Source organism: Streptomyces sp. DvalAA-43 (assembly GCF_900091725.1).
GTDB lineage: Bacteria > Actinomycetota > Actinomycetes > Streptomycetales > Streptomycetaceae > Streptomyces > Streptomyces pulveraceus.
Map to the genome: position 1 here is coordinate 153887 of NZ_FMBW01000087.1, position 24334 is coordinate 178220.

The window sequence follows — 24334 nt, forward strand, 5'->3', positions numbered from 1 at the left end:
GCGAGCTGCCGGTGAAGGGGATTGGGGGGTCATGTCCGGTGTCTCCTTGAGGAAGTGAGAAGCGATTGCGGGGCAATGACCCGCGGCGTCGGCTCCGCGGGGCGTGCGATGGCAGTGGTACGGCTGTGGTGGTTACGCGACGGCCGGGCCTTCATCGACCGGCCGGGCGGTGGTATGGGCGGACGCCCTGGAGAGGACGACGGTGGCGGCGGCCAGCAGTCCGAGCGCGGCGGCGCCGCACGCGACGGCGGGCACCGATCCGGTGCCGGACGCCATGACGAGCACGTCGACGGGGCGGGCGAGGACATGCAGACCGGGCAGCCGCCCGGCCAGGACCAGCGCGGGGGCCAGCGCCTCGACCGCACAGGCGACGGCCATGCCGCCGACGGCGAGCCCGGGAAACCCGTGCACGGTCAGCAGCCGGGCCAGCAGGAGCAGCACCCCGAGCGCGGCCGCCCCGACGTACGCTCCGCCGCCCCCGTACCCCGCGTGCGCGAGGTACAGCAGGCCGGAGAGGGCGCACAGGTGGAGCGCGACGACTCCGAACAGCAGGGGGCGCACCCCTGCGGCGAACTCCTCCAGCGCGCGGCTGCCGATGAGTCTGCGGTGCGCGTGCACGGAGAAGAGGTGGGCGCACCAGGTGGCCGGGGCGAGCGAGAGGGCCAGGCCCAGCAGCGGTGCGGGGGTGAGCGCCCAGGGGCCCTCGGGGCCGCCGCTGAGCACCTGGTCGAGCAGCGGTTCGCCGTACAGGACGTAGCCGAGGAGCCAGCAGCCGTACACCTTGGCCGCGCCCGATGAGCGTCCTTCGGCGTGCAGGGGGCCGCTGCGCAGGCCGAGGGCGAGTCCGGCGAGGGCGACGAGCGCTCCGGCGACGGCGATCGCGAGCCGTGCCCGGCCGCCGAGCGCCCCCTCGGTGAGCCCGAGTGCGCCGACGGTCGCGACGCAGGCGGCGCCCGGTACCAGCGCGCGGAGCGACCAGGCGGCGCGGTTCGCGACATCGCGCTCCGGCGCGTCGGGCTCCTTGGCGGGCGCCGCCGCCACGCCGGGTACCCGGGCGAACAGCTCCTCGGCGAGCGAGAAGACGTCGCGGTGCCGGTAGCGGGCGGCGGCGCGGTCGGTGACGCCATGGGCTTCGAGCCCGGCGGCGACCTCCAGCGGATCGACGGCCCGTTCGCACAGCTCGCGGTGGCGGTGCATCAGCGATTTCACGGGGTCGGCGGGGCCGCGGCGCACGGCGGCGAGCCGGTGCGCCGGAGCGGGGCGCGCGATCTCGGGGGCGCGGGCGGGTTCGACGGGCTCCGGCGCCTCGCAGGACGCGGCGGGCGCGGGCGCCCCGGGGCAGTCGCGCGGCCCGGAAGCCTCGGGCGTCTCGTGCGCCCCGGAGCACTCCTGCACCCCATGCGCCCCGGGGGACTCGGGAGTCCCGGTTGCCCCGTGCGCCCCGGAGGGCTTGGGCGTCCCGGTTGCCCCGTGCGCCCCGGGGGACTCGGGAGTTCCGGTTGCCCCGTGCGTCCCGGAGGGCTTGGGCGTCCCGGGCATCCCGGAGGAGTCGTGCGCCCCGGACGTCCCGGAGGACTCGGGGGTCCCGGTTGCCTCGGGCATCCCGGAGGTCCTGGGCGTCCCGAAAGCCCCGTGCGCCCCGGAGCACTCCGGCGCCCCGAGCATCCCGAAAGCCCCGGGTGCCCCGAAAGCCCCGGGCACCCCGGAAGCCCCGGGGACCAGGGCCCGGGAGCGGGGGTCCCAGCTTCCGCCGGTGGTCGGTGTGGCGGGTGCGTCGGACACCTCGATCGGGCCGCCCATGGTGATTCCTCCGTGATCGTCGCCGGCCGCGTCGGACCGTCCCGGTCCGCCGTGGCCCGGCCCGGCCGTCTCCTGCTCCTGTTCACGCATCGCCGCCACCCGCTCCCCGCGCTCCCGCGCAGGCGGCCGGGGGCGCGGCGGCCCAACTGGGCTTGCGGCAGAGCGTGGCCGCCGGGGCGGGCCCCGGGGCCGTCCACGGGCCCAGGACGTGTGCCTCGGGCGGGGTGGCGAACGGGCGGGGTCCGCCATGGGCGTCCACCGCCGGGGCCGCCCCGCGCACGGGGGCGTGCGAGATCAGCTCCAGGTAGATGCCCCGGAAGGCCGCGAGGTTCTGTTCGACGGTGAAGAGTTCGAGTGCGCGGGCGCGCGCCGCCGCTCCGAGCCGTGCGCGGCGCTCGGGGTCCCGCAGCAGCGCGAGACAGGCGTCGGCCAGCGCTCTGGGGTTGCGCGGGGGCACCACGAGCCCGGTGCCGCCGATGACCTCGACGACCGCGCCGACATCCGTCGACACCGTGGCCCGGCCGCAGAACATCGCCTCGACGAGTCCGGCCGGAAATCCCTCGACCACGCTGGAGAGGACGACGACCCCGCCCGCGGCGTAGGCGTCCGGCAGATCGGGCACCTCGGCCCCGCCGAGATCCTCGAAGGAGACCGGGTTGTCGCCGACGGCGTGGGCGTCCACGGCCTCGTCGGGGAACAGCTGGGCGGCCAGCGCCCGGCAGTGCGCGAGGTAGCCGGTGTCCTCCGGGCCCCGGGCCGGGGCGCCGACGATCCTCAGCCGGGTGCCCGGTTCGGCCTTCCGCACCTCCGCGAAGGCGTGCAGCAGCGCGACCAGGTCCTTGCCGGGCTCGATCCGGCCGACCCAGACCAGGGTGTCGTCGGGGCCGCTGTCGCCGCTCTCCCCCAGCGCCGCGAAGCGCTCGGACTCCATGCCGGGGTGGACGGTGCGCAGCTTCGCGGGTTCGGCGCCGCAGCGCTCCTGCCAGCGGCGGGCACGGGTGTCGCCGGGGGTGACGATCGCGGCCTGCCGGTACACCTCGGTGGCGAGCCGCCCGTGGAAGGCGGCGAGCAGGGCGCGCACCGGCGCGTTCAGCGGGGTGCCGGACGTCGCGAGGTAGTGCGCCCGCAATTGCACGCCGTGTTCGGTGACCAGCAGCGGCACCCCGAAGAAGCGTTTGGCCAGGAGCCCCGGGAGTGCGGCGGCACCGCCGGACGTCGCATGGCAGAGGTCGACCGCGCCGAGGCCCTCCTCGTCGTACCAGTCGAGGGAGAGCGGGCGGAGTGCCCGGTCCAGCTCCCGGGCGAAGGCGAGGAGGTCGGGCACGGTGGCGGCCCGGACGGTGCGCCCGGCGCCCGGGGCGCGGCAAGCCGCTTCGAGCACCCGCACGACTGTTTCGGAGCGGAGGGCCGCGGTGAGTCCGCCGTGCTCACGGGCCAGTTCGGCGAGTCCGTACAGGGCGTCGGTGAACCGTGCGTCCGCGGCGGCCGTACGTCCGGCGCCGCCCGGTCCACCGGCGCCCGCGCCCGCCTCCTCGTCCTCACCGTTCGCCGCGTCCGCCGCGCAGACCGAGGCCGCGAGGTCCGTGAAGTGGGTGGTGAAGCGCTGCCGTTCGCGCCGTCCGTACGGGCGGGTGCTCCCGCCGGTCACCAGCCGGGCGAGCAGGCCCCGGGGCGCCCGGGTGCCGAGGACGTTCTCGTCGGCGGTCCACAGCGGTGCGGTCCGCACCCGGCCGACCTGCGCGGGGAGCGGGACCCGGCCCCGCGCCTCCTGCTCGGCGGAGCGGCTGAGCGCGTAGAGATCGAACTCGTGCTGCGCGAATCCGCGCACCAGGCGGTCGCACCAGAGCCCGGAATCACCGGTCGCATACGGATAACCACCGTCGGTGATGAGTCCGATCCGCACGAGCACACCCCCGATCTCCCTTGTCGACGGCCGCCGTTGGAATGGCGGCTCACAGCGGGACGACCGTAAGCGGATACGCCGGTGGCGCGACGGACGGTTGTCCGTCGCACCACCGAAAGGGGTGAACCGTCGTAACTTTCCCTGCCTGACAGCGTTCTGTCGCGCTATGAGAAGGTTCGGTCACACAGGGTCAGGCAGCGGCCAGCTCCTTGCGGGCCGCGCGGCGCACCACCGCGAGCGCCGGATCGAGCGCGGGCACGGCCGCGAGGAGCTGCTTGGTGTACGGGTCGCGGGGGTTCCCGTACACCTGGTCCACCGAGCCCTCCTCGACGATCCGGCCCCGGCGCATCACGGCGACCCGGTCGCTGACCTGCCGTACGACGGCGAGGTCGTGCGCGATGAAGACCAGGGCGAGCCCCAGCTCCTGCTGGAGCTCCGCCAGCAGGGCGGTCACCTGGGCCTGGGTCGTCACATCGAGCGCCGAGACCGCCTCGTCGCAGACGATCAGCTCCGGCTCGGCGGCCAGTGCGCGGGCGATCCCGACGCGCTGGCGCTGGCCCCCGCTGAACTCGTGCGGATAGCGGTCGTAGCTCTCCGGGGCGAGCCCGACCCGGGTCAGCAGATCCCGCACCCGTGCCCTGATCGCCGTCTCGTCGCGTTCCCCGGAGGCCCGCAGCGGGTCGGCGACCGACTCACCGATCGAACGGCGCGGGTTGAGGGAGGAGACGGGGTCCTGGAAGACCATCTGCACCCGGGCATCGCGGGTGAGCCGCCCCGAGGTGGGTTCCAGCAGTCCGACGAGCATCCGCCCGAGGGTGGTCTTGCCGCTGCCGCTCTCCCCGACGACGCCGAGGGTCTCGCCGCGCCGCACGGAGAGGGAGACCCCGTCGACGGCGGCGAGGGCGGTCCTCCCCCGGCCGAACACCTGCCGGACGTCGACGGCCTCGACGAGCACCTCTCCGTCGTCTCCGTCGTCCGCCGGCTTCGCGCCCGAGGAGATCCGCGGCTCCGTCACCCGCGGCACCGCCGCCAGCAGCGCCCGGGTGTACGGCTCGCGCGGTGCCACGAGCACCTCGCCCACCGGCCCCCGTTCCACCGCCCGCCCCGACTGCATGACCAGCACCTCGTCGACCGACTCGGCCGCCACGCCCACGTCGTGCGTGACCAGCAGCAGCCCCATGCCCGTCTCGCGGCGAAGATCGTGCAGCAGGTCCAGGATCTGGGCCTGGACGGTGACGTCCAGGGCGGTCGTCGGCTCGTCGGCGATGAGCAGCTGGGGTTCGCAGGCCAGGGCCATCGCGATCAGCGCCCGCTGCCGCATCCCGCCGGAGAACTCGTGCGGCCTGGACCGGGAGCGCCGTACCGCGTCGGGGATCCCGACCCGGTCCAGCACCTCCACCGCCCGCGCCCGCGCCGCCCGCCGGGAGGCCCGGTGGTGGACCCGGTACACCTCGGCGATCTGGTCGCCCACCGCGTAGTACGGGTCCAGCGAGGAGAGCGGGTCCTGGAAGACCATCGCGGCCTTCGCGCCGCGCAGGGCCCTCAGTTCCGCGTCGTCCGCGGCGGTCACGTCCACCCCGGCGACCCGGACCGAGCCGCTGACCTTCGCGCCGGTCCCCCGGTGCAGGCCGAGCAGGGCGTACGCCGAGGCGCTCTTGCCGGAGCCGGACTCGCCGACCACGCCGAGCGCGCCGCCGGCCTCCAGCGAGAACGACAGCCCGTCCACCGCCCGCACCTCGCCGAACGAGACCGAGAGATCGGAGACTTCGACCAGGCTCATGCCAGTACCACCCGTCGGTCGGCCATCGCCTGGAGTATGTCCGCGACGGCATTGGCGAGGACCACGAAGAACCCGGTGACGAGCACCAGGCCGACCACCACCGGAAGGTCCACGTGCTTCACGGCGTCGACGAGTTCACGGCCGACCCCCGGGATCCCGAAGAGCGATTCGGTGAGGACGGCGCCGCCGAACATCGAGCCGATGTCCAGTGCGCCGAGCGCGATCACCGGCGCCAGCGCACCGCGCAGCGCGTGCCGTCCCACGAGCGCCCGTTCGCCGACCCCGTACGCCCTGAAGGTGCGTACATGGTCCTCGGCCAGGGTCTCCAGCATCGAGGCCCGGGTCATCCGGGCGTACGGTGCGGCGGACACCAGGGCCAGTGAGATCCAGGGCAGCAGCAGGTTCCAGGCCCACTGCTCCGGGTCCTCGGTGAGCGGTACGTAGTCCGGGAACGGCAGGATCTGGAGCGCCGTGACCAGGATGATGATCAGCAGCAGTCCGATGACGAAGACCGGGGTCGCCATGCCGGCCAGGGTGATCCAGGTGAGGACCCGCTCGGTGAGCCGGCCGCGCCGCCAGACCGAGAGCAGTCCGGTGCCGACCCCGAGCAGCATCCAGAGCACGAAGGCGCCGACCGCGAGCGAGGCGGTGGCCGGGAGCTTGGCCAGGATCAGCTCGGTGACCTGCTGGTCGCTCTGGTACGAGAGCCCCAGGCAGGGCGCCTGGCAGTGCAGCACCCCGGTCCCGGTCGAGTAGTCGCGGCCGACGAAGAGCCCCTGGAGAAAGTGCCCGTACTGCACGTACAGCGGGTCGCCCAGGTGCAGCTGTTCGCTGACCTGCGCCACCTGTGCGGGCGAGCAGCGCGGACCGCAGGCGATCTGCGCGACGTTGCCGGGGGCGACGTAGAAGGCCGCGTAGACGATGACGCTGAGGGCGAGCAGCACGAAGACCGCTCCGCCGAGGCGCCTGAGCAGGAACCACTTCACGCGTCGGCCTCCTTCTTCCGTCCGGTGCCGATCCGCAGCCGGGATTCGGCGCGCGGGTCGAGCGCGGTGCGTACGCCCTCGCCGAGGACGGTCAGCGCCAGCACGGTGACGAAGAGCAGCAGGGCGGGGATCAGCAGATAGGTGGGCGCCGCCTGGTACCAGGTGTCGGCGTCGCTGAGCATCTGTCCCCAGGAGGGCGTGGGCGGCTTGATGCCCACGCCGAGGAAGGACAGGGCCGCTTCGACGACGATGTTCGCCGGGAAGAGCAGCACCGCGTAGGTGATGACGGGGGCGGCCAGGGCGGGCAGCAGTTCGCGCCTGGCGATCTGCCAGGGGCCCCAGCCGCTGAGCCGGGCGGCGGCGACGTGGTCGCGCGATTTCAGCGAGAGCGTCTGGGCCCGCACGATCTTGGACGTTCCGGACCAGCCGACCAGGCCGATGATCACGGCGATCAGGACCGGGCGGGGGAAGCCGGTGGGAACGACGGCGAGCGCGCCGAGCGCGGTCACCATGACGGGCAGCGCGACCACGACGTCGGTGACCCGGCTGAGCGCCTGGTCGACGAAGCGGTTTCCGAGCCCGGCCGCGAGCCCGATGGAGACGCCGATGACCACCTGGAGCAGGGTGGCGGCGAGCGCGACGCCGAGCGAGACCCGGGCGCCGTACACGATGCGGGCGAACAGGTCGCGTCCGGTGAGCGGTTCGACGCCGAGCCAGTGCTCGGCGCTGATCCCGCCGAAGGAGCCGACCGGCACCCCGCCGGTGGCGGAGTCGACGAGATCCGGGTGGTACGTGGTGGGGTCCTGGCCCTCGATGCCCGCGAGCAGCGGTGCGGCGAGCGCGGCCAGGACCAGCAGGGCGACGATCGCCGCCGCCACGAGGGCCGCGCGCCGGGCGCGCAGCCGCCGCCAGAAGGGATGGGCCCCGGGGGCGGGGGCCGCGACGGCCCCCGCCTCCTCGGCCGGAGTTGCGAGTGCCATGGCTACTTGACCGCGACCTGCGAGATGTCGAGCACACCGGTCCAGTCGCTGATCACGACGTTCTTGACGGCCTCGCCGTACAGGCGCTTGTAGACCGGGTGGAACAGCGGCACGGTCAGCGCCTGCTCACCGACCTTCTTGTCGAGCGCGCCCCAGCGCTTGGCGGCGGCCTCCAGGTCGGTCAGCTTGTTGATCTCGTCGATCTCCTTGTTGACCGCGGGGTCGTTCAGCTGGCCGGAGTTGAAGTTGTAGCCGGACCTGACGATCTGGCGCCCGTCGAAGATGGGCGCGAAGAACGGGCCGCCGGACGGCCAGTCGGCGCCCCAGCCGCCGAGGAAGAAGCCGGGTTCGCTCTTCACGTTGTAGACCGTGTCGGAGTAGTCGTTGGACTCCAGGCCCTGGAGCTTGACGGTGATTCCGGCCTTCTTCAGCGCTTCCTGGAGGGCGGTGGCGATCTCCGGGCTGGTGGCGAAGTCCTTGTCGTTGGAGTGCGTGAGGGTGACGGTCAGCCCCTTGGGGTAGCCGGCCTCCTTCAGCAGCTCCTTGGCCTTGGCCGGGTCGCCGTTCTTCCCGGCCGGGAAGTGGTCGTACGGCGTGTGGCCGAAGGCCGCCTGGTCGGGCAGGAAGGTGGTGGCGGGCTCGGCGAGCGAGGAGCCGCCGGCCGCGTTGACCACGGAGGAGCGGTCGACGGCGTACGAGATCGCCTGGCGCACCTTCGGGTTGTCGAACGGCTTCACCTTCGGGTTGAAGGCGATGTAGTTGGTGTAGCCGAAGTGGCCGGTGCCGACGCGGGCGGCGAGCTTCTTGTCGCCGCTGACCTTGGCGAGCTCGGCCGGGCCCAGGTTGGTGTCGGTGGTGACGGCGGCGGCGTCGGCGCCCTGGGACGCGGACAGGCGCTGGTTGATGACGGCGGAGTCGAGGCCGGAGCGCACGTCGATCCGGTCGGGGTAGGCCTTGCGCTCCTCGTCGGTCGCCTCCGACCAGTGCGGGTTGCGCTCCAGGATCAGGCGCTCGCCGTCGCCCTCGTTCTTGACGACCTTGTACGGGCCCGAGGAGATCGGGTGCTCCTCGTACTTGGTGCCGGTGTCCTTGGCCTTGGGCACCGGAGTGGTCTGGGTCTGGGTGGCCAGGAAGGGGAATTCGCCCTCCGGCTTGTCGAGGTGGAAGACGATCGTCTTCGCGTCGGGCGTCTCGATCGAGTCGAGGCCCTTCTTGTCCTTGTACGGGCCCTGGTAGTCGGCGCCGCCGATCAGCCAGTCGCGCAGGTAGGGCGCACCGCCGGAGAGCTCGGCGGCGAAGGAACGCTCGATGCCGTACTTGATGTCGGCACTGGTGATCGCGGTGCCGTCCTCGTACTTCAGGCCGTCCTTGAGGGTGTACGTCCACACGGTGGCGTTCTTGCTGGGCGTGCCCAGGTCGGTCGCGAGGTCGGGGACGACCTTCGCACCGGCCGCGCCGTCCCGGTTGCGGGTGGTGAGCGTGCGGAAGACCAGGGACGGCACGTTGCCGCCGCCGGAGGTGTAGAGCCGCGCGGGGTCGAAGTCCTCCTGCGGCTTGCTGTTGAGGACGGTGAGGGTGCCGCCCTTCGCGGGCTTGCCCGCCGCGCCGGAGCCGCTGTCGCCGCCCTTGTTGTCCTTGGGCCCGCAGGCCGCGGCACCCGCGGCCACGACGAGAACTGCGGTGGCCGCTGCCACGCGGCGCGATATGACGGACGGTTGACGCATCGGAAGGTGACCTCTCGGATGTACTGCCTGGAGAAAACGGAAGGAAGAATTCCGCGCAGGCGACGACGAGAGCCGGTGCACACAGCCGGTCGGCGGGTGGGAAGGCCGACGGAAACACCGAACTGCCGCGTCTGCGGGCGGAATGCGCCCGGCGCGGCGGTCATGCGTGGCGGACCCGGCCCCTCAGGGGCCGGACCGCGGGCGGACGCGCGCTCGGGCAGGCGTCAGCAACAGTGGATGTCGGCAACACTGTGCCCGGTCACACCGATGAGCGCCAGCTCTATGACTGCGCGATCGGGGAGGACGGGGCCGTGTGACATGTCGAGAAATATGGATCACCGTCCAGGTGATGTCAACGCGAATTGAGACAGCGATCTCACAATGCGGACAGTGCGTGGGCATGCGTACGCCCGTCACGCGTACATCCAGGAGGCGCGGCGCGCCCGGGAGGCGGCCCGCCCCCTCCGCGGGCCCGCCCCGTCCCGGCTCAACTGGGCGGATACACCCAGGCGTTGGGCCGGCACTTGATCCCGTCGATGTTCAGGGACTTGGTCTGCTGCTGCATCACCGGAGCGAGCACCCCGGGGGTGCGGCAACTCACATGGTTGTGACCCAGCCGGTGACCGACCTCATGGTTGATCAGCATCTGGCGGTAGGCGAAGAGTTTGTCCGGTCCGAAGGTCGACGACCCCTGGGCCCAGCGGTAGGCGTTGATCATCACGCGCTCGGTCGCCGCGGAGTCACAGCTGACGTTGTCCACCGTGGTGTCCAGACCCGACTTCGCGCACCATTCGCCGGTGGTCCCCGGACTGGCCAGGGTGATCACGAAATCGGGGTCGTCGGTGGAGACCCGCTCGAAGGTCATCGCCCCGTCGTGCGCCCAGCTGCGGTCGTCGTTGAGCGTTTCCTGGACGGCCCTGGCGAAGAGCGCGGCATCGAGGCCGAGCCCCTTCTCGACATCGATCCGGTAGCGGTACTTGTGCCCACGGCCCGGGGCCTTCGCCGTCCCCGGAACCGGCTCGAACTTTCCGGACGCCTTCAGCTTCGGGGCGAGCGGATAGGCCTTGGCCATCTTCTGGGCGTACGAGAGCGGCTTGACCCGCACCGGCTCCGGGGTCGGCCGGTCGTCCGAGCGGGAGGCACCGTCCGGGCCCCGCCCGTCGACGCCCGAGGGCTGCGCGGCGGTGCTCGCGCCGCCGTTGTCCTGGGCGACCTGCCCGGCCACGACCACCGCGAGCACGGTGGTCACCGCGGCGGCCGCGATCCCGGTGAAGGTACGTCCCTTGAGACCCTTGCCGTCCTTGCCGTCCTTGCCGTCCTTGCCGTCCTTGGCCGTCGGGCCATCGGCATCACCGGGCGTCCGCTCGTCCCGGTCGGCAACGGGGGTGTGCGGCTCGGCGGGGCGGGCCGGCGGGACGGAGGGCCCACCCGGAGCGGACGGAGCGGACGGAGCGGACGGAGCGGACGGAGCGGACGGAGCATCGAAGGCTTCGACGAACTCGCGCCGCGGCCCCGGTATCAGCGGCCGGGTACCGGTCGGCTCCTGCGGTCCGGGCGGTGTCTGCCGCGCCCCGGGCCTGCGGTCGTCGGCCCGGAGGCGCTGCTGGGGGCCGGTCCCCCAGCCGCCGCCGGGTTCGCGCTGCTCGGGGTGGCCGCCGCGGACGTGTCCGCTCTGCTGGAACGGGGCGTGCCCTTCGGGTCCGTCCGGCGCGTCCGCCGCTCTGCGCCGCCGCCCGGTGCCGGGGCCCGGTGAACGGGCGCCCTCGCGGTCGCCGCCCGCGGCGGCGGGGGTCTCGATGTCGGGCCCCGAGGGTTTGGGCCCCTTTCGGCTGTGTCGTCCCACGCCCCGGATCAGCTCCCGCCGCGTTCGTCGAGCAGTTCCCGGAAGGCCTGGGCGACCGCCTCCGGATACTCCATCATCGCCACGTGCCCCGCGTCGGGCAGGGTCAGCAGCCGCGCGTCGCGGAAGGCAGCGGACGCCTTGCGCGCCATGCGGTACGAGACGAGCTGGTCCCGTCCCCCGTACACGAGCTGGGTCGGAGCGAGCACCCGCTCGGCCTGGCGCCACAGTCCGTGCTGACCGCCGAGCGTGTACGCATCGACAATGCCACGTGCCGAGCGCGCCATCGCATCCCAGAAGTACGGCAGCTCCATCCGGCGTTCCATTTCGGCCACCGCCGCGCGGAAGCCCGATGCGGAGACGCGCGCCGGATCGCCGTAGCAGAGTGCCATCACTCCACGGGTGCGGTCCTCCGCGGACCAGTCCCTGGTCATCCGGGCGAACAGGCCCGCGACACCGGGCACGGCGAGCAGCCCGGTCGGCATGGCGGAGCGCTGCACCCGGATCTCGGGGAGCGCGGGCGAGACGAGGGTGAGGGTGCGCACCAGGTCGGGACGGACCGCGGCGACCCGGGTGGCCACGGCACCGCCGAGCGAATTGCCGAACAGGTGTACCGGTCCCCGCTCCCCCGCATCGAGGAACCGGATCACCGCGCGGGCGTGCCCGGTGACCGAATAGTTTCCGTCGTCCGGCGGAGGCGAGTCACCGAAGCCGGGGAGATCGACCGCCTCGCCCTCCACCACGTCCTGGAGCAGCGGCATCAGCGCCGACCAGTTCTGCGAGGAGCCGCCGAGCCCGTGCACGTAGAGCGCGGGCGGCAGCCCGGTCCGCTCCGGCGGCCGGGACCGGACGGTCAGCGTCAGTCCGGGCAGCGCGACGGAGCGCAGCTCCTCCCCTTCCGCGGCCCCGACGGCGCTCACCGCCGGGGACACCGCGGCGGCGACGGCACGGACTCCCGGCAGTTCGGTCGAAGACATGCGGCAATGTTACGAGACGATCACACCCCGGTTCATGTGTTCGCCGTCACAGACCGCGTAGCGGCCCGCTGGCGCAGCTCCTACGCTCGAAGCAAGGAAGGGAGTCACCATGACGGTCGACCCCAGTGACCCGGAGACCTTCGAGGACATCCAGCCGGACGAGCCGGACCAGGAGACGCCCCGGGCGGACGCCGCCGAGCAGCGGACCGATCTCCAGCAGCGGCACGACGAACCGCTCACGGACCGCGACCGGGACAGCGCCGACGAGGCCGATGCGGCGGAACAGGCCCGCGTCGTGACACAGGATGAGGATGATTACCGCTGATACAAACTGCTTTGTCCTGGTGGCCGCGGAATCTGTGGCTACCGCAGCCGTCCGGTCCATGAAATTCTGCGTCCGCGCCGCGCACTCCCGGGTTACCCAAAAGTACGATGGCTGTACGGCGCAGCGTGCACGGAAAGGCTGTGTTCGATCACAAATTTGGGAGGCGGCGTGACAGCCATCGAGCAGACCGAGGCGGCGCGCCCGCGGGGCACTCGCCTGCCTCGCCGCGCCCGACGCAATCAGCTCCTGGGCGCCGCGCAGGAAGTCTTCGTGGCCCAGGGCTACCACTCCGCCGCGATGGACGACATCGCCGAGCGGGCCGGGGTCAGCAAGCCGGTGCTCTACCAGCACTTCCCCGGCAAGCTGGAGCTCTATCTGGCCCTTCTCGACCAGCACTGCGAGTCGCTGCTCCATGCGGTCCGCACGGCCCTGGCGTCGACCACCGACAACAAACTGCGGGTCGCCGCGACGATGGACGCGTACTTCGCGTACGTCGAGGACGAGGGCGGCGCCTTCCGGCTGGTCTTCGAGTCCGACCTGACCAACGAACCCGCGGTGCGCGAGCGCGTCGACCGGGTGTCCCTGCAGTGCGCGGAGGCGATCTCCGACGTCATCGCCGGTGACACGGGGCTGTCCAAGGACGAGTCCATGCTGCTCGCGGTCGGTCTGGGCGGTGTCTCCCAGGTGGTCGCCCGCTACTGGCTCTCCAGCCGGTCCGCCATTCCGCGCGACACGGCGGTCCAGCTGCTCACCTCGCTGGCCTGGCGGGGCATCGCGGGCTTCCCGCTGCACGGCATCGATCAGCACTGACGAGGGCTGCCCGGTGCGGCCGCCGCCCGTGTTCGCTGCGGGCGTTGCCCACCGGCCACGGACGGTCCCCCTCAGCGGGCTAGTGTGTGCTGCGTACGGCGCGGCTCACCGCGCAGGGACTGACCGTCGGAGGGACATAGCCGTGGAGGTCAAGATCGGGGTGCAGCACACGCCCCGGGAGATCGTTCTGGAGAGCGGGCTTTCCGCCGAAGAGGTCGAGAGCACGGTCGCCGAGGCTCTCGGCGGTAAGGCACAGCTGCTCAGCCTCACGGACGAGAAGGGCCGCAAGGTCCTGGTGCCGGCCGACCGGATCGCTTACGTGGAGATCGGCGAGCCCAGCACGCGCCGCGTGGGGTTCGGCGCACTGTAGGCAGCACGCTCCGAGCAGTGACCGCGGCAGCGGCCCGGTGGGATTCCCACCGGGCCGCTGCCCGTTTCACCGGTCCGTGGATCCGCCGCATCCGCCACGGGCGCCCGACCCATGCGATTCCGGTGCAAACCCTGCCCGAAGGAGGGTTGCGTTCCGTATCCCTCGGGTAGTACCGCTATCGACCGCTCCACCCGCCCCGCAACTCGCGAGGTGATCACCTGTGATCCTGGAACCACTCGGCTCCGTCGTGCTCGGACTCGCCCTCGCCTGGATGGCGCTCCGTTCCCTGCCGGACCGGCTCCCGTCCCGCCGTGCCGTCCTGACCACCGGCGCCCTGGGAGGCCTGTTCGGCGCGTATCTCATGCACTCGGTGCTGGGTCCGGGCCATGTCGTGGCCACGCTGGTCGGCTCGGCGCTGATCGGCGCGGTGACGCTCTCCTTGCTGATCCGCCCCCGCAGCCACCGGCTGAGCCGATCAGCGGCGGCCTGAGGCCGGCCCGGCGGCCGGCCCCGATGCGCCCGCTAAGCGGCCAGTCCGAGCGCGGCCATCCGCTTGGTGTGCGCCTCGGTGATCCGCGAGAACATCCGGCCGACCTCCGCCAGGTCGAAGCCGTCCGCCACACCGCCGACGAGCATCGTGGACAGCGCGTCGCGGTCGGCGACCACGCGCTGTGCCTGGGAGAGGGCCTCGCCCATCAGCCGGCGCGCCCACAGCGCGAGCCGGCCGCCGACGCGCGGGTCCGCCTCGATCGCGGCGCGCACCTTCTCGACGGCGAAGTTCCCGTGCCCGGTGTCGTCGAGCACGGCGAGGACGAGCGAGCGGGTGTCCGAGTCGAGCCGGGCCGCGACCTCCCGGTAGAAGTCACTGGCGATCGAGTCGCCGACGTACGCCTTGACCAGGCCCTCCAGCCAGTCCGACGGCGCGGTCTGGCGGTGGAAGTCGTCGAGCGCCCTGGCGAACGGCTCCATCGCGCCGGTGGGCTCCACCTCGATCGCGGACAGCCGGTCGGTGAGCCGCTCGAAGTGATGGAATTCGGCGGAGGCCATCTTCGCCAGCTCCGCCTTGTCGGCCAGCGTCGGCGCGAGTTTTGCGTCCTCGGCGAGCCGCTCGAAGGCCGCCAGCTCCCCGTACGCGAGTGCTCCCAGCAGGTCCACGACCGCTGCCCGGTACTGCGGGTCCACGGACGCGGTGGCCCAGTCCTGGGCGGCGATTCCGGTGGGTCCCGGGGCTTCATTGGCGTTGTCAGGCGTCTCCATGAAGCGCAGAATAGCCCGCCCGGCGAGGGACGGAGGGGCCCGGTCAGCCAGTGACATCACACCGTTCCGATGAATTCGCCCAACACACATGCGCGAATCCGGGGTACAGTGGTATTGCGCCTACTGAGTATTTTGGATGTACCAGTGGCGTGAAAAAGGTGAAAACGAATGAGGATGCCCGGTCGGTGGCCCGATCGGCTCCGACCCGACAGCCCTCCACGCGGGGCGTACGACACGTACGACCGCAGATGAGGGGCCCCCTCAGCGGCACGAGCGCTCGAGCGACGGCAGTGGTCCCGCGCCACCCGGCCCATCCACGGCCGGATGACCAACCCCGGCACGGTACGACCCCCAGCGTTCGCCTCGGGCCGCGTCTCACAGAAGAGGCAGCACCCTGACTACGTTTCGTGAACTCGGGATTCTTCCCGAGACGGCCGAGGCCCTTGAGGCCGTCGGCATCGTGTCCCCGTTCCCCATCCAGGAGATGACGCTCCCCGTCGCGCTCTCCGGCTCCGATGTCATCGGCCAGGCCAAGACCGGCACCGGCAAGACCCTCGGTTTCGGTCTGCCGCTGCTGGAGCGCGTCACCGTCCCCGCGGACGTCGAGGCCGGCCGGGCCGGGCCCGAGAAGCTGACCGAGGCGCCGCAGGCGCTCGTCGTCGTCCCCACCCGTGAGCTCTGCCAGCAGGTCACCAACGACCTGCTGACCGCCGGCAAGGTGCGCAACGTCCGCGTGCTCGCGATCTACGGCGGCCGTGCGTACGAGCCGCAGGTCGAGGCCCTGAAGAAGGGCGTCGATGTGATCGTCGGCACCCCGGGCCGTCTGCTCGACCTGGCCGGACAGCGCAAGCTCGACCTCTCGCACGTCCGTGCGCTGGTGCTCGACGAGGCCGACGAGATGCTCGACCTGGGCTTCCTGCCCGACGTCGAGAAGATCATCACGATGCTTCCGCCGAAGCGCCAGACGATGCTGTTCTCGGCGACCATGCCGGGCGCCGTCATCGGCCTCGCGCGCCGCTACATGTCGCAGCCGACGCACATCCGCGCCACCTCGCCCGACGACGAGGGCGCGACCGTCGCGAACATCTCGCAGCATGTCTTCCGGGCCCACTCGATGGACAAGCCGGAGATGGTCTCCCGCATCCTGCAGGCCAACGGCCGCGGACTGGCGATGATCTTCTGCCGCACCAAGCGCACGGCGGCCGACATCGCCGAGCAGCTGGAGAAGCGCGGCTTCGCCTCCGGCGCGGTCCACGGCGACCTCGGCCAGGGCGCCCGCGAACAGGCGCTGCGCGCCTTCCGCAACGGCAAGGTGGACGTGCTCGTCTGCACCGACGTCGCGGCCCGCGGTATCGATGTCGAGGGTGTGACCCACGTCATCAACTACCAGTCGCCGGAGGACGAGAAGACGTACCTCCACCGCATCGGCCGGACCGGCCGCGCGGGCGCCAAGGGCATCGCGATCACGCTGGTCGACTGGGACGACATCCCGCGCTGGCAGCTGATCAACAAGGCCCTCGACCTGAAGTTCCCGGACCCGGTCGAGACGTACTCCACCTCCCCGCACCTGTTCGAGGAGCTCGACATCCCGGTCGGCACCAAGGGTGTCCTGCCGCGCGCCGAGCGGACCCGCGCGGGCCTGCGGGCCGAGGAGATCGAGGACCTCGGCGAGACGGGCGGCCGCGGCCGCAAGCCCGCCGCGGCCTCGGCGCCCGCCGTCCGCGAGGAGCGCGCGCCGCGTACGCCGCGTCAGCGCCGTCGCACCCGGGGCGGCTCCGCCGTCCAGGAGGCGCCCGCCGCCGCCACGGTGCCGGCCCCGGCCCCCGAGGCCACCGACGCCCCGTCGGAGCCGCGCACACCGCGCCGCCGTCGCCGTACCCGCGTCGGCGCCCCGGAAGCCGCGGCCGAGGCCGTGCTGAGCACGGTGGAGGCCGTGGTCGAGGTCACCGTCGAGCCGAAGGCCGACAAGGCCCCGGCCGAGGAGGCGCCCGCGGCCGAGACCAAGCCGCGCCGCCGCCGGGCCCGCGTGGTCAAGCCGGTCGAGGACGAGGTCGACTTCCAGATCGCGCCCATCGCCGAGCCGGTGGCCGAGACCCGGACGGTCACCAAGCCGCGCCGCCGCACCCGCGTCGTCAAGCCGGTCGAGGACGAGGTCGACTTCCAGATCGCGCCCATCGCCGAGCCCGTCCCGGAGACCAAGCCGCGCCGCCGCACCCGTGCGGCCGCCAAGCCGAAGACGGAGACCGTGGCCGAGGCCCCGGCCGCCGAGGGCGAGGCCAAGCCGCGCAGGCGCCGGGCGCCGCGCGCGGCCGCCGCCAAGACCGAAGGCTGAGCGGCCACCGCTCAGGAGACCGATACGCCGGACGGGCCCGAGGACATCCTCGGGCCCGTCCGGCGTTCGGGCGCCTCCCCTCTGCCCGCCCGCCCCGCACGGCATAACCTCGTCCCATGAGCCGGCCGCACACCTTCACCCCGCCCCCCTGCGCCCACGCCCGCCAGCTGCGCACCTCACGCGGCGACTTCGCCGTGCTGGACGCCTCGCCGCCCGGCGCCGTGCGCGCCACCGCCCTTCTGCTGCCCGGGTACATGGGCAGCAAGGAGGACTTCATGGCGCTCCTCGAACCGCTTTCGGCCGCCGGGTACCGGACCGTCGCCGTGGACGGCCGCGGGCAGTACGAGACCGAGGGGACGGACCGTCAGGAGACTTACGCACAGGGCGAGTTGGCCCTCGATGTGCTCGCCCAGGCCACCGCTCTCGACGTGGGTACCGTGCATCTGCTGGGCCATTCGCTCGGCGGGCAGATCGCCCGCGCCGCCGTACTGCTCGACGACGCGCCGTTCCGTTCGCTGACGCTCATGTCGTCCGGGCCCGCCGAGGTCGTCGAAGCCCAGCAGCTCAAGGTGAAGGTGCTCAGCGACGCGCTCGCGACGCTGAGCATGGCCAGGGTGTGGGAGGCGATGCGCGCCCTGGACCCGCCCGAGGACACGGCGACGGACGGCGAGGCGCTGCGCCGCCGCTGGCTGCGCCACCGGCCCGCCCAGCTGATCGCCACCGGCCGCCAGCTGGTGACCGAGCCGGACCGGGTGGCCGAGCTCGCCGCCGTACCGCTGCCGGTCCATGTGCTCTCCGGCGAGCGCGACGACACCTGGCCGGTGCCGCTGCTCGACGAGATGGCGCGGCGGCTGGGCGCGCACCGCACCCGGATCGCCGGTGCCGAGCACTCCCCCAACACGGACCGCCCTAAGAAAACGGCGGCCGCCCTGGCCGCGTTCTGGGACAGCCTGTAGACGGCGGCCGCCGGGGGCCAGGGCCTTTCGTTTGGATCAGGCCGGACCCCGCTCCCTGATCCGGCCTGATCCAAACGAAAGGCCCTAGTACTGCGACTGGAGGTGCTGCCAGAAGCCGTCGCGCAGCGCGCGGCGCAGGTGCGCGTGGCCGCGCAGCGAGTGCTGGAGCAGCCGTTCCGCCTCGACCAGCAGGTCCTGGTCGACGGAGCCCGGCAGATACGGATGGCCGGGCAGCAGGTCGGCGAGGGACTCACGGCCCCGGGCGGCCAGCCAGGCCGCGGCGATCTGCGCACCGACGAAGCGGACGTCCTCGCGCGCGGGCGCGGGGGTGTCGTCCTCGTAGGTGGTGACGGGGCGTCTGGTGACGTACGGGCGGCAGAAGTCCAGGTCGAAGGTGCGCTGGCTGTCGACCTCCCAGAGCAGCGGTTCGGCCTGGTTGCGCCCCTCACCCGCCTCGATGCCCCAGAGGTGCACCCGGGCCCCGTACCCCTGCGCCGCCTCGACGGCCGACACCAGGTCCTCGTCGCCGCCCACGAGCGCGGCGTCGCTGATCGCGCGGTGCCGGGCGAGGGATTCGAGGTCGGTGCGGATGAGTGAGTCGACGCCCTTCTGCTGGTTGTTGGCGTTGAGGTTGCCGAGTCTGACCTTGACGTCGGGGAGTTCGGCGATGGACTGCTGCTCGACGGTGTGGATGCGCCGTCTGGCTCCGTCGTACCAGTACACGCGCAGCAGCCTGCTGTCCGCGAAGATCGTCCGGGCCTTGTCGATGAAGGCCTCGATCAGCCCTTCCGCGTCGAGGTCGAAGGAGCGGCGGTCCTCGGTGCCGGTGACGAGCAGTCCGGCCGCGGCGTACACATAGCCCGCGTCCACGAAGATCGCGTGGGTCGAAGGGGTCTTCGAGACCTCGGCGAGCATGCGCTGGAGCAGCTCATTGGTGCGGTCCAGGCGTTCGTGGATCTCTGCCTCGTTCATTCGGGCCTCGTCGTGGGCCTCGTCGCCCCAGGGTGCTCGGTGACCTGTTGATACTTAGACATCCAAAAAATTTCCTTAGCGTAGGGAATGTTTGCCTGAAGCAAGCCGTTGTACCTCCTGTGGAGCACGGGACAGGGATGTCCGGTGCTCTCATCCTTGCGGACGGATCACCCGTCCTCCCCGTAGTTCTCCAGCAGGAGGATCAGACGAAGGGAAGCCTTATGCGCTTCGAGATCATGCGACTCGACGATGTCGACGGTACCGCCGTGGACAGCACCGTCGTGGACGCCGCCTCCGTCAACCGGATCGTGCAGCAGGCCGCAGCCATGGGCCAGCGCATCTATATCCGCCCGGCCGAGACCTCGGCTTCGTAACGCAGTACGACGCACAAAGACGAAGCGCCCCCGCACGGAAGTTCCGTACGGGGGCGCTGTGGTGTCCGCGGGGCCGTCAGGCGTTCTGGATGACCTGGGTGACACCGTTGATGATCTGCTGTACGGCGATGGCGGACAGCATCATTCCGGCGAGCCTGGTCACCAGCACGACGCCGCCGTCCTTGATGACCCGGATGATCAGCAGCGAGTAGCGCATGGTCAGCCACAGCACGACGTGCATGGCGATGATCGCCGACCAGACCGAGATCTGGCTGCCCACACTGTCGGCGTGCTGCACCGCCAGGATCACCGAGACGATCGCACCGGGCCCGGCGAGCAGCGGCATGCCCAGCGGTACGAGCGCCACATTGACGTCCTTGGTCTGCGTCGGCTCGTCGGTCTTGCCGGTCAGCAGGTCGAGCGCGATCAGCAGCAGGAGCAGTCCGCCCGCGATCATCAGGGCGGGCACGGAGACATGCAGGTAGTCGAGGATCTGCTGGCCGAGCAGGCCGAAGACGGCAATCACACCGAAGGCGACGGCGACCGCCTGGAGCGCCATTCTGCGCTGCATCTTGGCGGGGCGGCCGGCGGTGAGCGCGAGGAAGATCGGGGTGATCCCGGGGGGATCCATAATCACAAAAAGCGTGAGAAAAAGGGATCCGAAGACAGCGACGTCGAACACAGTGAGCCTTGCGAGAAGAGAGAACGAGAAGAGGGGAACGGCCTGAAGGAGCGCACCGCGGAGCCATGACGGCGGGCCGGGTGCGCGGAATCGGAAAGCGGGGGTGTGACGGGCGGCGGTACGCGTACGGGGTCCGTGCTCCGGCCCTGTCGTGTGCGTCGTTACGCGGGGCGGGGTCCGCCCGCTCCCGGCACCGGGAAGGCTCCCGTGGCGCGCCGGGTGATCTCGCCGTAGATCTCGGGGTCGGTGGTGCACTCGCCGAGCCCGACGGTCTTGCGGCTGCCGTGGTAATCGCTGGACCCGGTCGTCAGCAGGCCCAGGTCGCGGGCGAGCCCGCGCAGCCCGGCCCTGGTCGGCTCGTCGTGGTCCATGTGGTCGACCTCGATGCCGTCGAGGCCGGCGGCGGCGAGCCGCGCCATCGACGACTCGGGCACCACCTCGCCGCGCTTGACGGCGGCCGGGTGGGCGAAGACGGTGACGCCGCCGGCGGCCTTGACCAGCCGGATCGCGTCGAAGGGATCGAGCTCGTACTTCTCGGCGTAGGCGCGTCCGCCGTCCGCGAGCCACTCGGGCGTGAAGGCGTCGGAGACGGTCTCGACGACGCCGAGCTCGACCAGCGCGGTGGCGATGTGCGGCCTGCCGACCGACCCGTCCCCGGCGATCCTGGCGACCTGCTCCCACTCGACGGGCACGCCGAGGTCCTGGAGTTTGCGCACCATGGTCCGGGCGCGCGGCACCCGGTCGTCGCGGACGAGTTCGCGGGCGCGGGCCAGCTCGGGCTCGTCGGGGTCGAAGAGGTACGCCAGCATGTGCAGGCCCACGCCGTCGATCCGGCAGGAGAGCTCGGCGCCGGTGACGAGGGTGAGGCCCTCCGGGAGGGCGTCGATCGCCGCCGCGTGGCCGCGCACGGTGTCGTGGTCGGTGAGCGCGACGACGTCCAGGCCCGCGGCGGCGGCGTTGCGCACCAGCTCGGCGGGGGTGTCCGTGCCGTCCGACGCGGTGGAGTGGGTGTGCAGGTCGATGCGCACGACGCGTACTCCAGTGCTCGGGCCGGACAAGGGGGACGTCCACAGGATAACCGGCATTCGAGCGCTGCCCGGCCGGGCACAAGGGCCCCGGGGGCCCCGGGGCCGGCCGGATCCTCAGTCGAGCAGGCGCGGGGTGAGCGCCCCGCACGGCACGAGGTCCATCTCTCCCCCGGCCTCGCGCAGATCGGCGAGCACCAGCTCGTCGTACATCAGGAGTCCGGACTGCTCGGGCCAGACGATCGCCCAGAGCCAGAGGCCGCACGCCTCGCCCGCGAAGACGGCCCGGTCGGCGGGGACCCCCTTGACGTTCCACAGCGGGGTGGGGCGTCCGGCGGCGAGCATCTTGACGTCCGGCGGGCCGTCGACGTCCAGGTAGGGGCCGGGGTCGGGGCCCTCGATCCCGGCGTAGCGCGCACCGAGTCCGACGCCGAGCTCCTCGGTGACGAGGAGCAGTTCGCCGATGCCGCCGACGGGGCCGGGGCCCGAGCAGGCGACGGCGGTGGCCCGGCCTCCGCTGCGGTCGTCGCCCGCGCTCGCCACTCCGGTGAACAGCCAGCCCACCGGGAGCGGCCAGGGCATCCACACCGGGACCTGGGCGCGGCTCACCACCACCCCCAGCGCTTCCACACTGGGCGGGACCACCGGCTGCAGCGGCTGGACGCTGCCGTGCACGGCGCACTGCCAGGTGTCGGCGAACAGACCGGGCGCCCTGACCCGGCCTCCGCACTTCGGGCAACTGGGTTCGCCCCTCATAGCGACCAACGGTCCTCCAGGACCGTCGCCGCGTCAAGGAAGATCACCCGTCCGCAGCGCGGCTCTCACCAGCGAAATTAGATGTAACTTGCACTAATTAGGTTCGCTAACTTATTCTATGTATATCGCAACTATCTAGTGGAGAGCGAGAAGAACCATGCAGGGAGAGGATCCGTTCGATCAGGGCGCGGGCAGCATCCTGCGCCAGCCGAAGGCCGTCTGGGCCACGGCGGGCGCCTCGGTCGTCGCATTCATGGGAATCGGCCTGGTGGACCCGATTCTGCCGTCCATCGCCAAGGGCCTGGAGGCGACACCGAGCCAGGTGTCCCTGCTCTTCACCTCGTACTTCCTGATCACCGCCGTGGCGATGCTCGTCACCGGCTTCGTGTCCAGCCGGATCGGCGGCCGCAAGACGCTGCTGGCCGGCCTCGCGCTCGTCGTGGTCTTCGCCGCGCTCTCCGGCACCTCGTCCTCGGTCGGCGAACTCGTCGGCTTCCGGGCCGGCTGGGGGCTGGGCAACGCGCTCTTCGTGTCGACCGCGCTGGCCGTGATCGTCGGCGCGGCGGCGGGCGGCAGCTCGGCGGCGATCCTGCTCTACGAGTCGGCGCTCGGCCTCGGCATGGCCTGCGGGCCGCTGGTCGGCGCCCTGCTCGGTGACGCCAGCTGGCGCTACCCGTTCTTCGGCACGGCCGCGCTGATGGCCATCGGCTTCATCTGCATCACGGCGTTCCTGAAGGAACAGCCCAGGCCCGCCACGAAGACCTCGCTGCTCGACCCGATCAAGGCGCTCGGCCACGGCGGTCTGGCCTCGGTCGCGACCTCGGCGTTCTTCTACAACTACTCGTTCTTCACGATCCTGGCGTTCACCCCGTTCGTGCTGAACATGACGCCGTACAAGTCGGGCGCGGTGTTCTTCGCCTGGGGCCTGCTGCTCGCGGTCTTCTCGGTGCTCGTCGCCCCGCGGCTCCAGAAGCGCTTCGGTTCGCTGAAGGTGCTCGACGCCTCGCTGGTGCTGCTCGCCGTCGACCTGCTGGTGCTGGGGTACGGCGACCACACCACCGCCATCGTCTGCACGATCGTCTCCGGCGCCTTCATCGGCATGAACAACACCGTCTACACGGAGCTGGCGCTCGGTGTCTCGGACGCGCCGCGCCCGGTGGCGAGCGCCGGGTACAACTTCGTCCGCTGGTTCGCCGCGGCCGCCGCCCCGTTCCTGGCCCCGAAGATCGAGGAGTGGAGCAACATCCACATCCCGTTCGTGGTCGCCGCGGTCACGGCCGTGGCCGGTGCGGTCGTCGTCTGGATCCGGCGTGCGGCGCTGACCCACGAGGCGGAGGAGCTGGAGCCGAGGCACGCCACCGAGGACAGCGTGGCGGTCTTCGCCGACTGACCTCTGCGCCCACCCCGCACCGCCCCGCCCGCGGCTCCCCCCTCCCGGCCGCGCGGCGGGGCTTCCGTGTGCCGGACCGTGCCGGACCGGACCGGCGTACGGCTCGGTCCAGGGGCACGGATCAGTCCAGGGGTACGGAGCCGCGCAGCGGGTCGCGCAGGTCCGTGCCGTGCGAGAGCCACCGCTCCTGGAGCTCCTGCGCCCCCCTGACCCGCTTCCACGCGGCCTCGTTGTGCGTCATCGGCAGCAGCGGCAGGAACCGCACCGGCTCCATCGGCGCGTCCATCTCCAGGTCCTCCACCAGTCCGCCCGGCTCGGCGACCAGCACGGAGCTGAACGGTGCCCCGGGCCAGAGCGGTTCACCGATCTCCAGCGAGGCGCCGGGCGCCACGATCACGCCCTCGACCTGCGGGGAGGCCGCCAGCACCGCGAGCGGGCGCAGCACCTTGTCGGTGTCGGCGAGCCCGGCGCGCACGGAGAGGACCAGTTCGGCGCGGGGGCCCTTCACCGGGTCCGCCAGGGCCGCGGTCGGGTCGGCCATCGGCTGCGCCGACATGCCGAGGGTGGCGTAGCGCACCACATCGCCGTCGGTGAAGCGCAGCACCTCGATCCGGTCCGTACCGAGGAACGTCACCGCCGCGCGAGCGTCCGGTTCACCGAGGGCCGTCAGCAGCCGGGCCTCGACCAGAGCAAGAATTTCTCCCATCCCGCGAGCATAGGGCGCGTATGGAACGGGCAAAGTAAGAGATTGGCCGTCAGTCGGCTGATAGTCTTGGCCGCTGGTCGGGGCAGCACGCAGAAGCGTCGCTCTCAGCCCCGACGACACGTCATCCCCCAAGGGGGACCGGCTGGAGGAGGTGGGGCTGCAATGGATCGAAGTCGACCGTGCAGTACCAACCGCTCTTCCGCCCTCCACCGTTCTCGGTGATCTGAAGCCTTCTCGGTCAAGGCCCATGGCATTGCGCACGACGGAAGAGCACGTCCCTATGCCTGTCTGTAGCGAAGCCTGTCTGTAGCGAACGCCGTCATCGCGCCGCCGCGGTGCCGCCCGCTTTGCGGACGTGAGCACACGTCCTCATTCCGGGCTGTTCCACG

23 protein-coding genes are annotated in these 24334 nt (G+C 72.0%); 8 read left to right on the plus strand and 15 right to left on the minus strand.

Going from position 1 to position 24334, the window contains the following annotated elements:
- Positions 1-132: 132 nt before the first annotated feature.
- The 9 genes from GA0115234_RS35540 to GA0115234_RS35580 form a co-directional block, all read right to left on the minus strand.
- Positions 133-1602 carry a hypothetical protein gene (locus GA0115234_RS35540; protein WP_237541998.1) on the minus strand — a complete coding sequence of 490 codons (1470 nt, stop codon included), beginning with the start codon at positions 1600-1602 and terminating at the stop codon, positions 133-135.
- Between the two features lie 280 nt (positions 1603-1882).
- Entirely contained in the window at positions 1883-3703 is a 1821-nt protein-coding gene (locus GA0115234_RS35550) for a DUF3492 domain-containing protein (protein ID WP_093550437.1), read from the minus strand.
- Positions 3704-3893: 190 nt separating this feature from the next.
- Positions 3894-5483 (minus strand): dipeptide ABC transporter ATP-binding protein, encoded by a 1590-nt coding sequence (locus GA0115234_RS35555; RefSeq protein ID WP_093549966.1) that lies wholly within the window; start codon positions 5481-5483, stop codon positions 3894-3896.
- The gene (locus tag GA0115234_RS35560) at positions 5480-6469 is read right to left on the minus strand and encodes an ABC transporter permease (protein ID WP_093549968.1); all 990 of its coding nucleotides are present in this window, start codon (positions 6467-6469) and stop codon (positions 5480-5482) included. The genes GA0115234_RS35555 and GA0115234_RS35560 overlap by 4 nt, the downstream gene beginning before the upstream one ends.
- Positions 6466-7449, minus strand: a complete 984-nt coding sequence (locus tag GA0115234_RS35565; RefSeq protein WP_093549970.1) for an ABC transporter permease — start codon at positions 7447-7449, stop codon at positions 6466-6468. Before GA0115234_RS35565 ends, GA0115234_RS35560 begins: the two co-directional genes overlap by 4 nt.
- A 2-nt stretch (positions 7450-7451) precedes the next feature.
- Positions 7452-9173, minus strand: coding sequence for an ABC transporter substrate-binding protein (locus GA0115234_RS35570; protein ID WP_093549972.1), 1722 nt, complete (start codon positions 9171-9173; stop codon positions 7452-7454).
- A gap of 224 nt (positions 9174-9397) precedes the next feature.
- Complete coding sequence (locus GA0115234_RS44525) at positions 9398-9493, minus strand: Ms4533A family Cys-rich leader peptide (protein ID WP_323180069.1); 96 nt, start codon at positions 9491-9493, stop codon at positions 9398-9400.
- Between the two features lie 167 nt (positions 9494-9660).
- Positions 9661-11016, minus strand: a complete 1356-nt coding sequence (locus GA0115234_RS35575; protein ID WP_093549974.1) for a DUF3152 domain-containing protein — start codon at positions 11014-11016, stop codon at positions 9661-9663.
- Positions 11017-11024: 8 nt separating this feature from the next.
- Positions 11025-11990, minus strand: coding sequence for an alpha/beta fold hydrolase (locus GA0115234_RS35580; protein ID WP_093549976.1), 966 nt, complete (start codon positions 11988-11990; stop codon positions 11025-11027).
- Positions 11991-12099: 109 nt separating this feature from the next.
- Between GA0115234_RS35580 and GA0115234_RS35585 the strand changes: the two genes are divergently transcribed.
- From GA0115234_RS35585 to GA0115234_RS35600, 4 genes are all read left to right on the plus strand, one after another.
- A complete protein-coding gene (locus GA0115234_RS35585; RefSeq protein ID WP_093549978.1) occupies positions 12100-12315 on the plus strand; it encodes a hypothetical protein in 216 nt (71 codons plus the stop codon).
- A gap of 168 nt (positions 12316-12483) precedes the next feature.
- A complete protein-coding gene (locus GA0115234_RS35590) occupies positions 12484-13125 on the plus strand; it encodes a TetR/AcrR family transcriptional regulator (protein WP_093549980.1) in 642 nt (213 codons plus the stop codon).
- 142 nt (positions 13126-13267) lie between these two features.
- On the plus strand, positions 13268-13495 hold the full coding sequence (locus tag GA0115234_RS35595) for a DUF3107 domain-containing protein (protein WP_161275723.1): 228 nt from the start codon (positions 13268-13270) through the stop codon (positions 13493-13495).
- A gap of 220 nt (positions 13496-13715) precedes the next feature.
- A complete protein-coding gene (locus GA0115234_RS35600) occupies positions 13716-13985 on the plus strand; it encodes a hypothetical protein (RefSeq protein ID WP_093549984.1) in 270 nt (89 codons plus the stop codon).
- Between the two features lie 32 nt (positions 13986-14017).
- On the opposite strand, the gene GA0115234_RS35605 is transcribed toward GA0115234_RS35600, so the two are convergent.
- Positions 14018-14752, minus strand: a complete 735-nt coding sequence (locus GA0115234_RS35605) for a ferritin-like fold-containing protein (protein WP_093550438.1) — start codon at positions 14750-14752, stop codon at positions 14018-14020.
- Positions 14753-15236: 484 nt separating this feature from the next.
- On the opposite strand from GA0115234_RS35605, the gene GA0115234_RS35610 reads away from it, so the two are divergent.
- Positions 15237-17084, plus strand: coding sequence for a DEAD/DEAH box helicase (locus tag GA0115234_RS35610; RefSeq protein ID WP_093549986.1), 1848 nt, complete (start codon positions 15237-15239; stop codon positions 17082-17084).
- 116 nt (positions 17085-17200) lie between these two features.
- Positions 17201-18040, plus strand: a complete 840-nt coding sequence (locus GA0115234_RS35615) for an alpha/beta fold hydrolase (RefSeq protein WP_093549988.1) — start codon at positions 17201-17203, stop codon at positions 18038-18040.
- A gap of 84 nt (positions 18041-18124) precedes the next feature.
- On the opposite strand, the gene GA0115234_RS35620 is transcribed toward GA0115234_RS35615, so the two are convergent.
- Positions 18125-19012 carry an NYN domain-containing protein gene (locus GA0115234_RS35620; RefSeq protein ID WP_093549990.1) on the minus strand — a complete coding sequence of 296 codons (888 nt, stop codon included), beginning with the start codon at positions 19010-19012 and terminating at the stop codon, positions 18125-18127.
- Positions 19013-19233: 221 nt separating this feature from the next.
- On the opposite strand from GA0115234_RS35620, the gene GA0115234_RS42655 reads away from it, so the two are divergent.
- Positions 19234-19386 (plus strand): hypothetical protein, encoded by a 153-nt coding sequence (locus GA0115234_RS42655; RefSeq protein WP_093549992.1) that lies wholly within the window; start codon positions 19234-19236, stop codon positions 19384-19386.
- A gap of 76 nt (positions 19387-19462) precedes the next feature.
- Here GA0115234_RS42655 and GA0115234_RS35630 read toward each other — a convergent pair whose 3' ends face one another.
- The 3 genes from GA0115234_RS35630 to GA0115234_RS35640 all read right to left on the minus strand — a co-directional run bounded on the left by GA0115234_RS35630 (position 19463) and on the right by GA0115234_RS35640 (position 21849).
- Positions 19463-20068, minus strand: a complete 606-nt coding sequence (locus GA0115234_RS35630) for a MarC family protein (protein ID WP_093549994.1) — start codon at positions 20066-20068, stop codon at positions 19463-19465.
- Positions 20069-20229: 161 nt separating this feature from the next.
- The gene (locus tag GA0115234_RS35635; RefSeq protein WP_093549996.1) at positions 20230-21096 is read right to left on the minus strand and encodes a PHP domain-containing protein; all 867 of its coding nucleotides are present in this window, start codon (positions 21094-21096) and stop codon (positions 20230-20232) included.
- A gap of 114 nt (positions 21097-21210) precedes the next feature.
- Complete coding sequence (locus tag GA0115234_RS35640) at positions 21211-21849, minus strand: DUF6758 family protein (RefSeq protein ID WP_093549998.1); 639 nt, start codon at positions 21847-21849, stop codon at positions 21211-21213.
- Positions 21850-22006: 157 nt separating this feature from the next.
- Here GA0115234_RS35640 and GA0115234_RS35645 point away from each other — a divergent pair, with 157 nt between their 5' ends.
- Entirely contained in the window at positions 22007-23239 is a 1233-nt protein-coding gene (locus tag GA0115234_RS35645; protein ID WP_093550000.1) for an MFS transporter, read from the plus strand.
- 121 nt (positions 23240-23360) lie between these two features.
- Here the strand turns inward: GA0115234_RS35645 and GA0115234_RS35650 are convergent, their stop codons facing one another.
- Complete coding sequence (locus GA0115234_RS35650) at positions 23361-23945, minus strand: suppressor of fused domain protein (RefSeq protein WP_093550002.1); 585 nt, start codon at positions 23943-23945, stop codon at positions 23361-23363.
- Between the last annotated feature and the right edge of the window lie 389 nt (positions 23946-24334).

Excerpts from the sequence above, each read along its gene's own strand:
- GA0115234_RS35555 (WP_093549966.1), bottom strand. The coding sequence starts at position 5,483 with ATGAGCCTGGTCGAAGTCTCCGATCTCTCGGTCTCGTTCGGCGAGGTG.
- GA0115234_RS35570 (WP_093549972.1), bottom strand. The coding sequence starts at position 9,173 with ATGCGTCAACCGTCCGTCATATCGCGCCGCGTGGCAGCGGCCACCGCA.
- GA0115234_RS35645 (WP_093550000.1), top strand. The coding sequence starts at position 22,007 with ATGCAGGGAGAGGATCCGTTCGATCAGGGCGCGGGCAGCATCCTGCGC.
- GA0115234_RS35615 (WP_093549988.1), top strand. The coding sequence starts at position 17,201 with ATGAGCCGGCCGCACACCTTCACCCCGCCCCCCTGCGCCCACGCCCGC.
- GA0115234_RS35610 (WP_093549986.1), top strand. The coding sequence starts at position 15,237 with ATGACGCTCCCCGTCGCGCTCTCCGGCTCCGATGTCATCGGCCAGGCC.
- GA0115234_RS42655 (WP_093549992.1), top strand. The coding sequence starts at position 19,234 with ATGCGCTTCGAGATCATGCGACTCGACGATGTCGACGGTACCGCCGTG.
- GA0115234_RS35580 (WP_093549976.1), bottom strand. The coding sequence starts at position 11,990 with ATGTCTTCGACCGAACTGCCGGGAGTCCGTGCCGTCGCCGCCGCGGTG.
- GA0115234_RS35650 (WP_093550002.1), bottom strand. The coding sequence starts at position 23,945 with ATGGGAGAAATTCTTGCTCTGGTCGAGGCCCGGCTGCTGACGGCCCTC.
- GA0115234_RS35605 (WP_093550438.1), bottom strand. The coding sequence starts at position 14,752 with ATGGAGACGCCTGACAACGCCAATGAAGCCCCGGGACCCACCGGAATC.
- GA0115234_RS35585 (WP_093549978.1), top strand. The coding sequence starts at position 12,100 with ATGACGGTCGACCCCAGTGACCCGGAGACCTTCGAGGACATCCAGCCG.
- GA0115234_RS35540 (WP_237541998.1), bottom strand. The coding sequence starts at position 1,602 with ATGCCCGAGGCAACCGGGACCCCCGAGTCCTCCGGGACGTCCGGGGCG.
- GA0115234_RS35640 (WP_093549998.1), bottom strand. The coding sequence starts at position 21,849 with ATGAGGGGCGAACCCAGTTGCCCGAAGTGCGGAGGCCGGGTCAGGGCG.
- GA0115234_RS44525 (WP_323180069.1), bottom strand. The coding sequence starts at position 9,493 with ATGTCACACGGCCCCGTCCTCCCCGATCGCGCAGTCATAGAGCTGGCG.
- GA0115234_RS35565 (WP_093549970.1), bottom strand. The coding sequence starts at position 7,449 with ATGGCACTCGCAACTCCGGCCGAGGAGGCGGGGGCCGTCGCGGCCCCC.
- GA0115234_RS35620 (WP_093549990.1), bottom strand. The coding sequence starts at position 19,012 with ATGAACGAGGCAGAGATCCACGAACGCCTGGACCGCACCAATGAGCTG.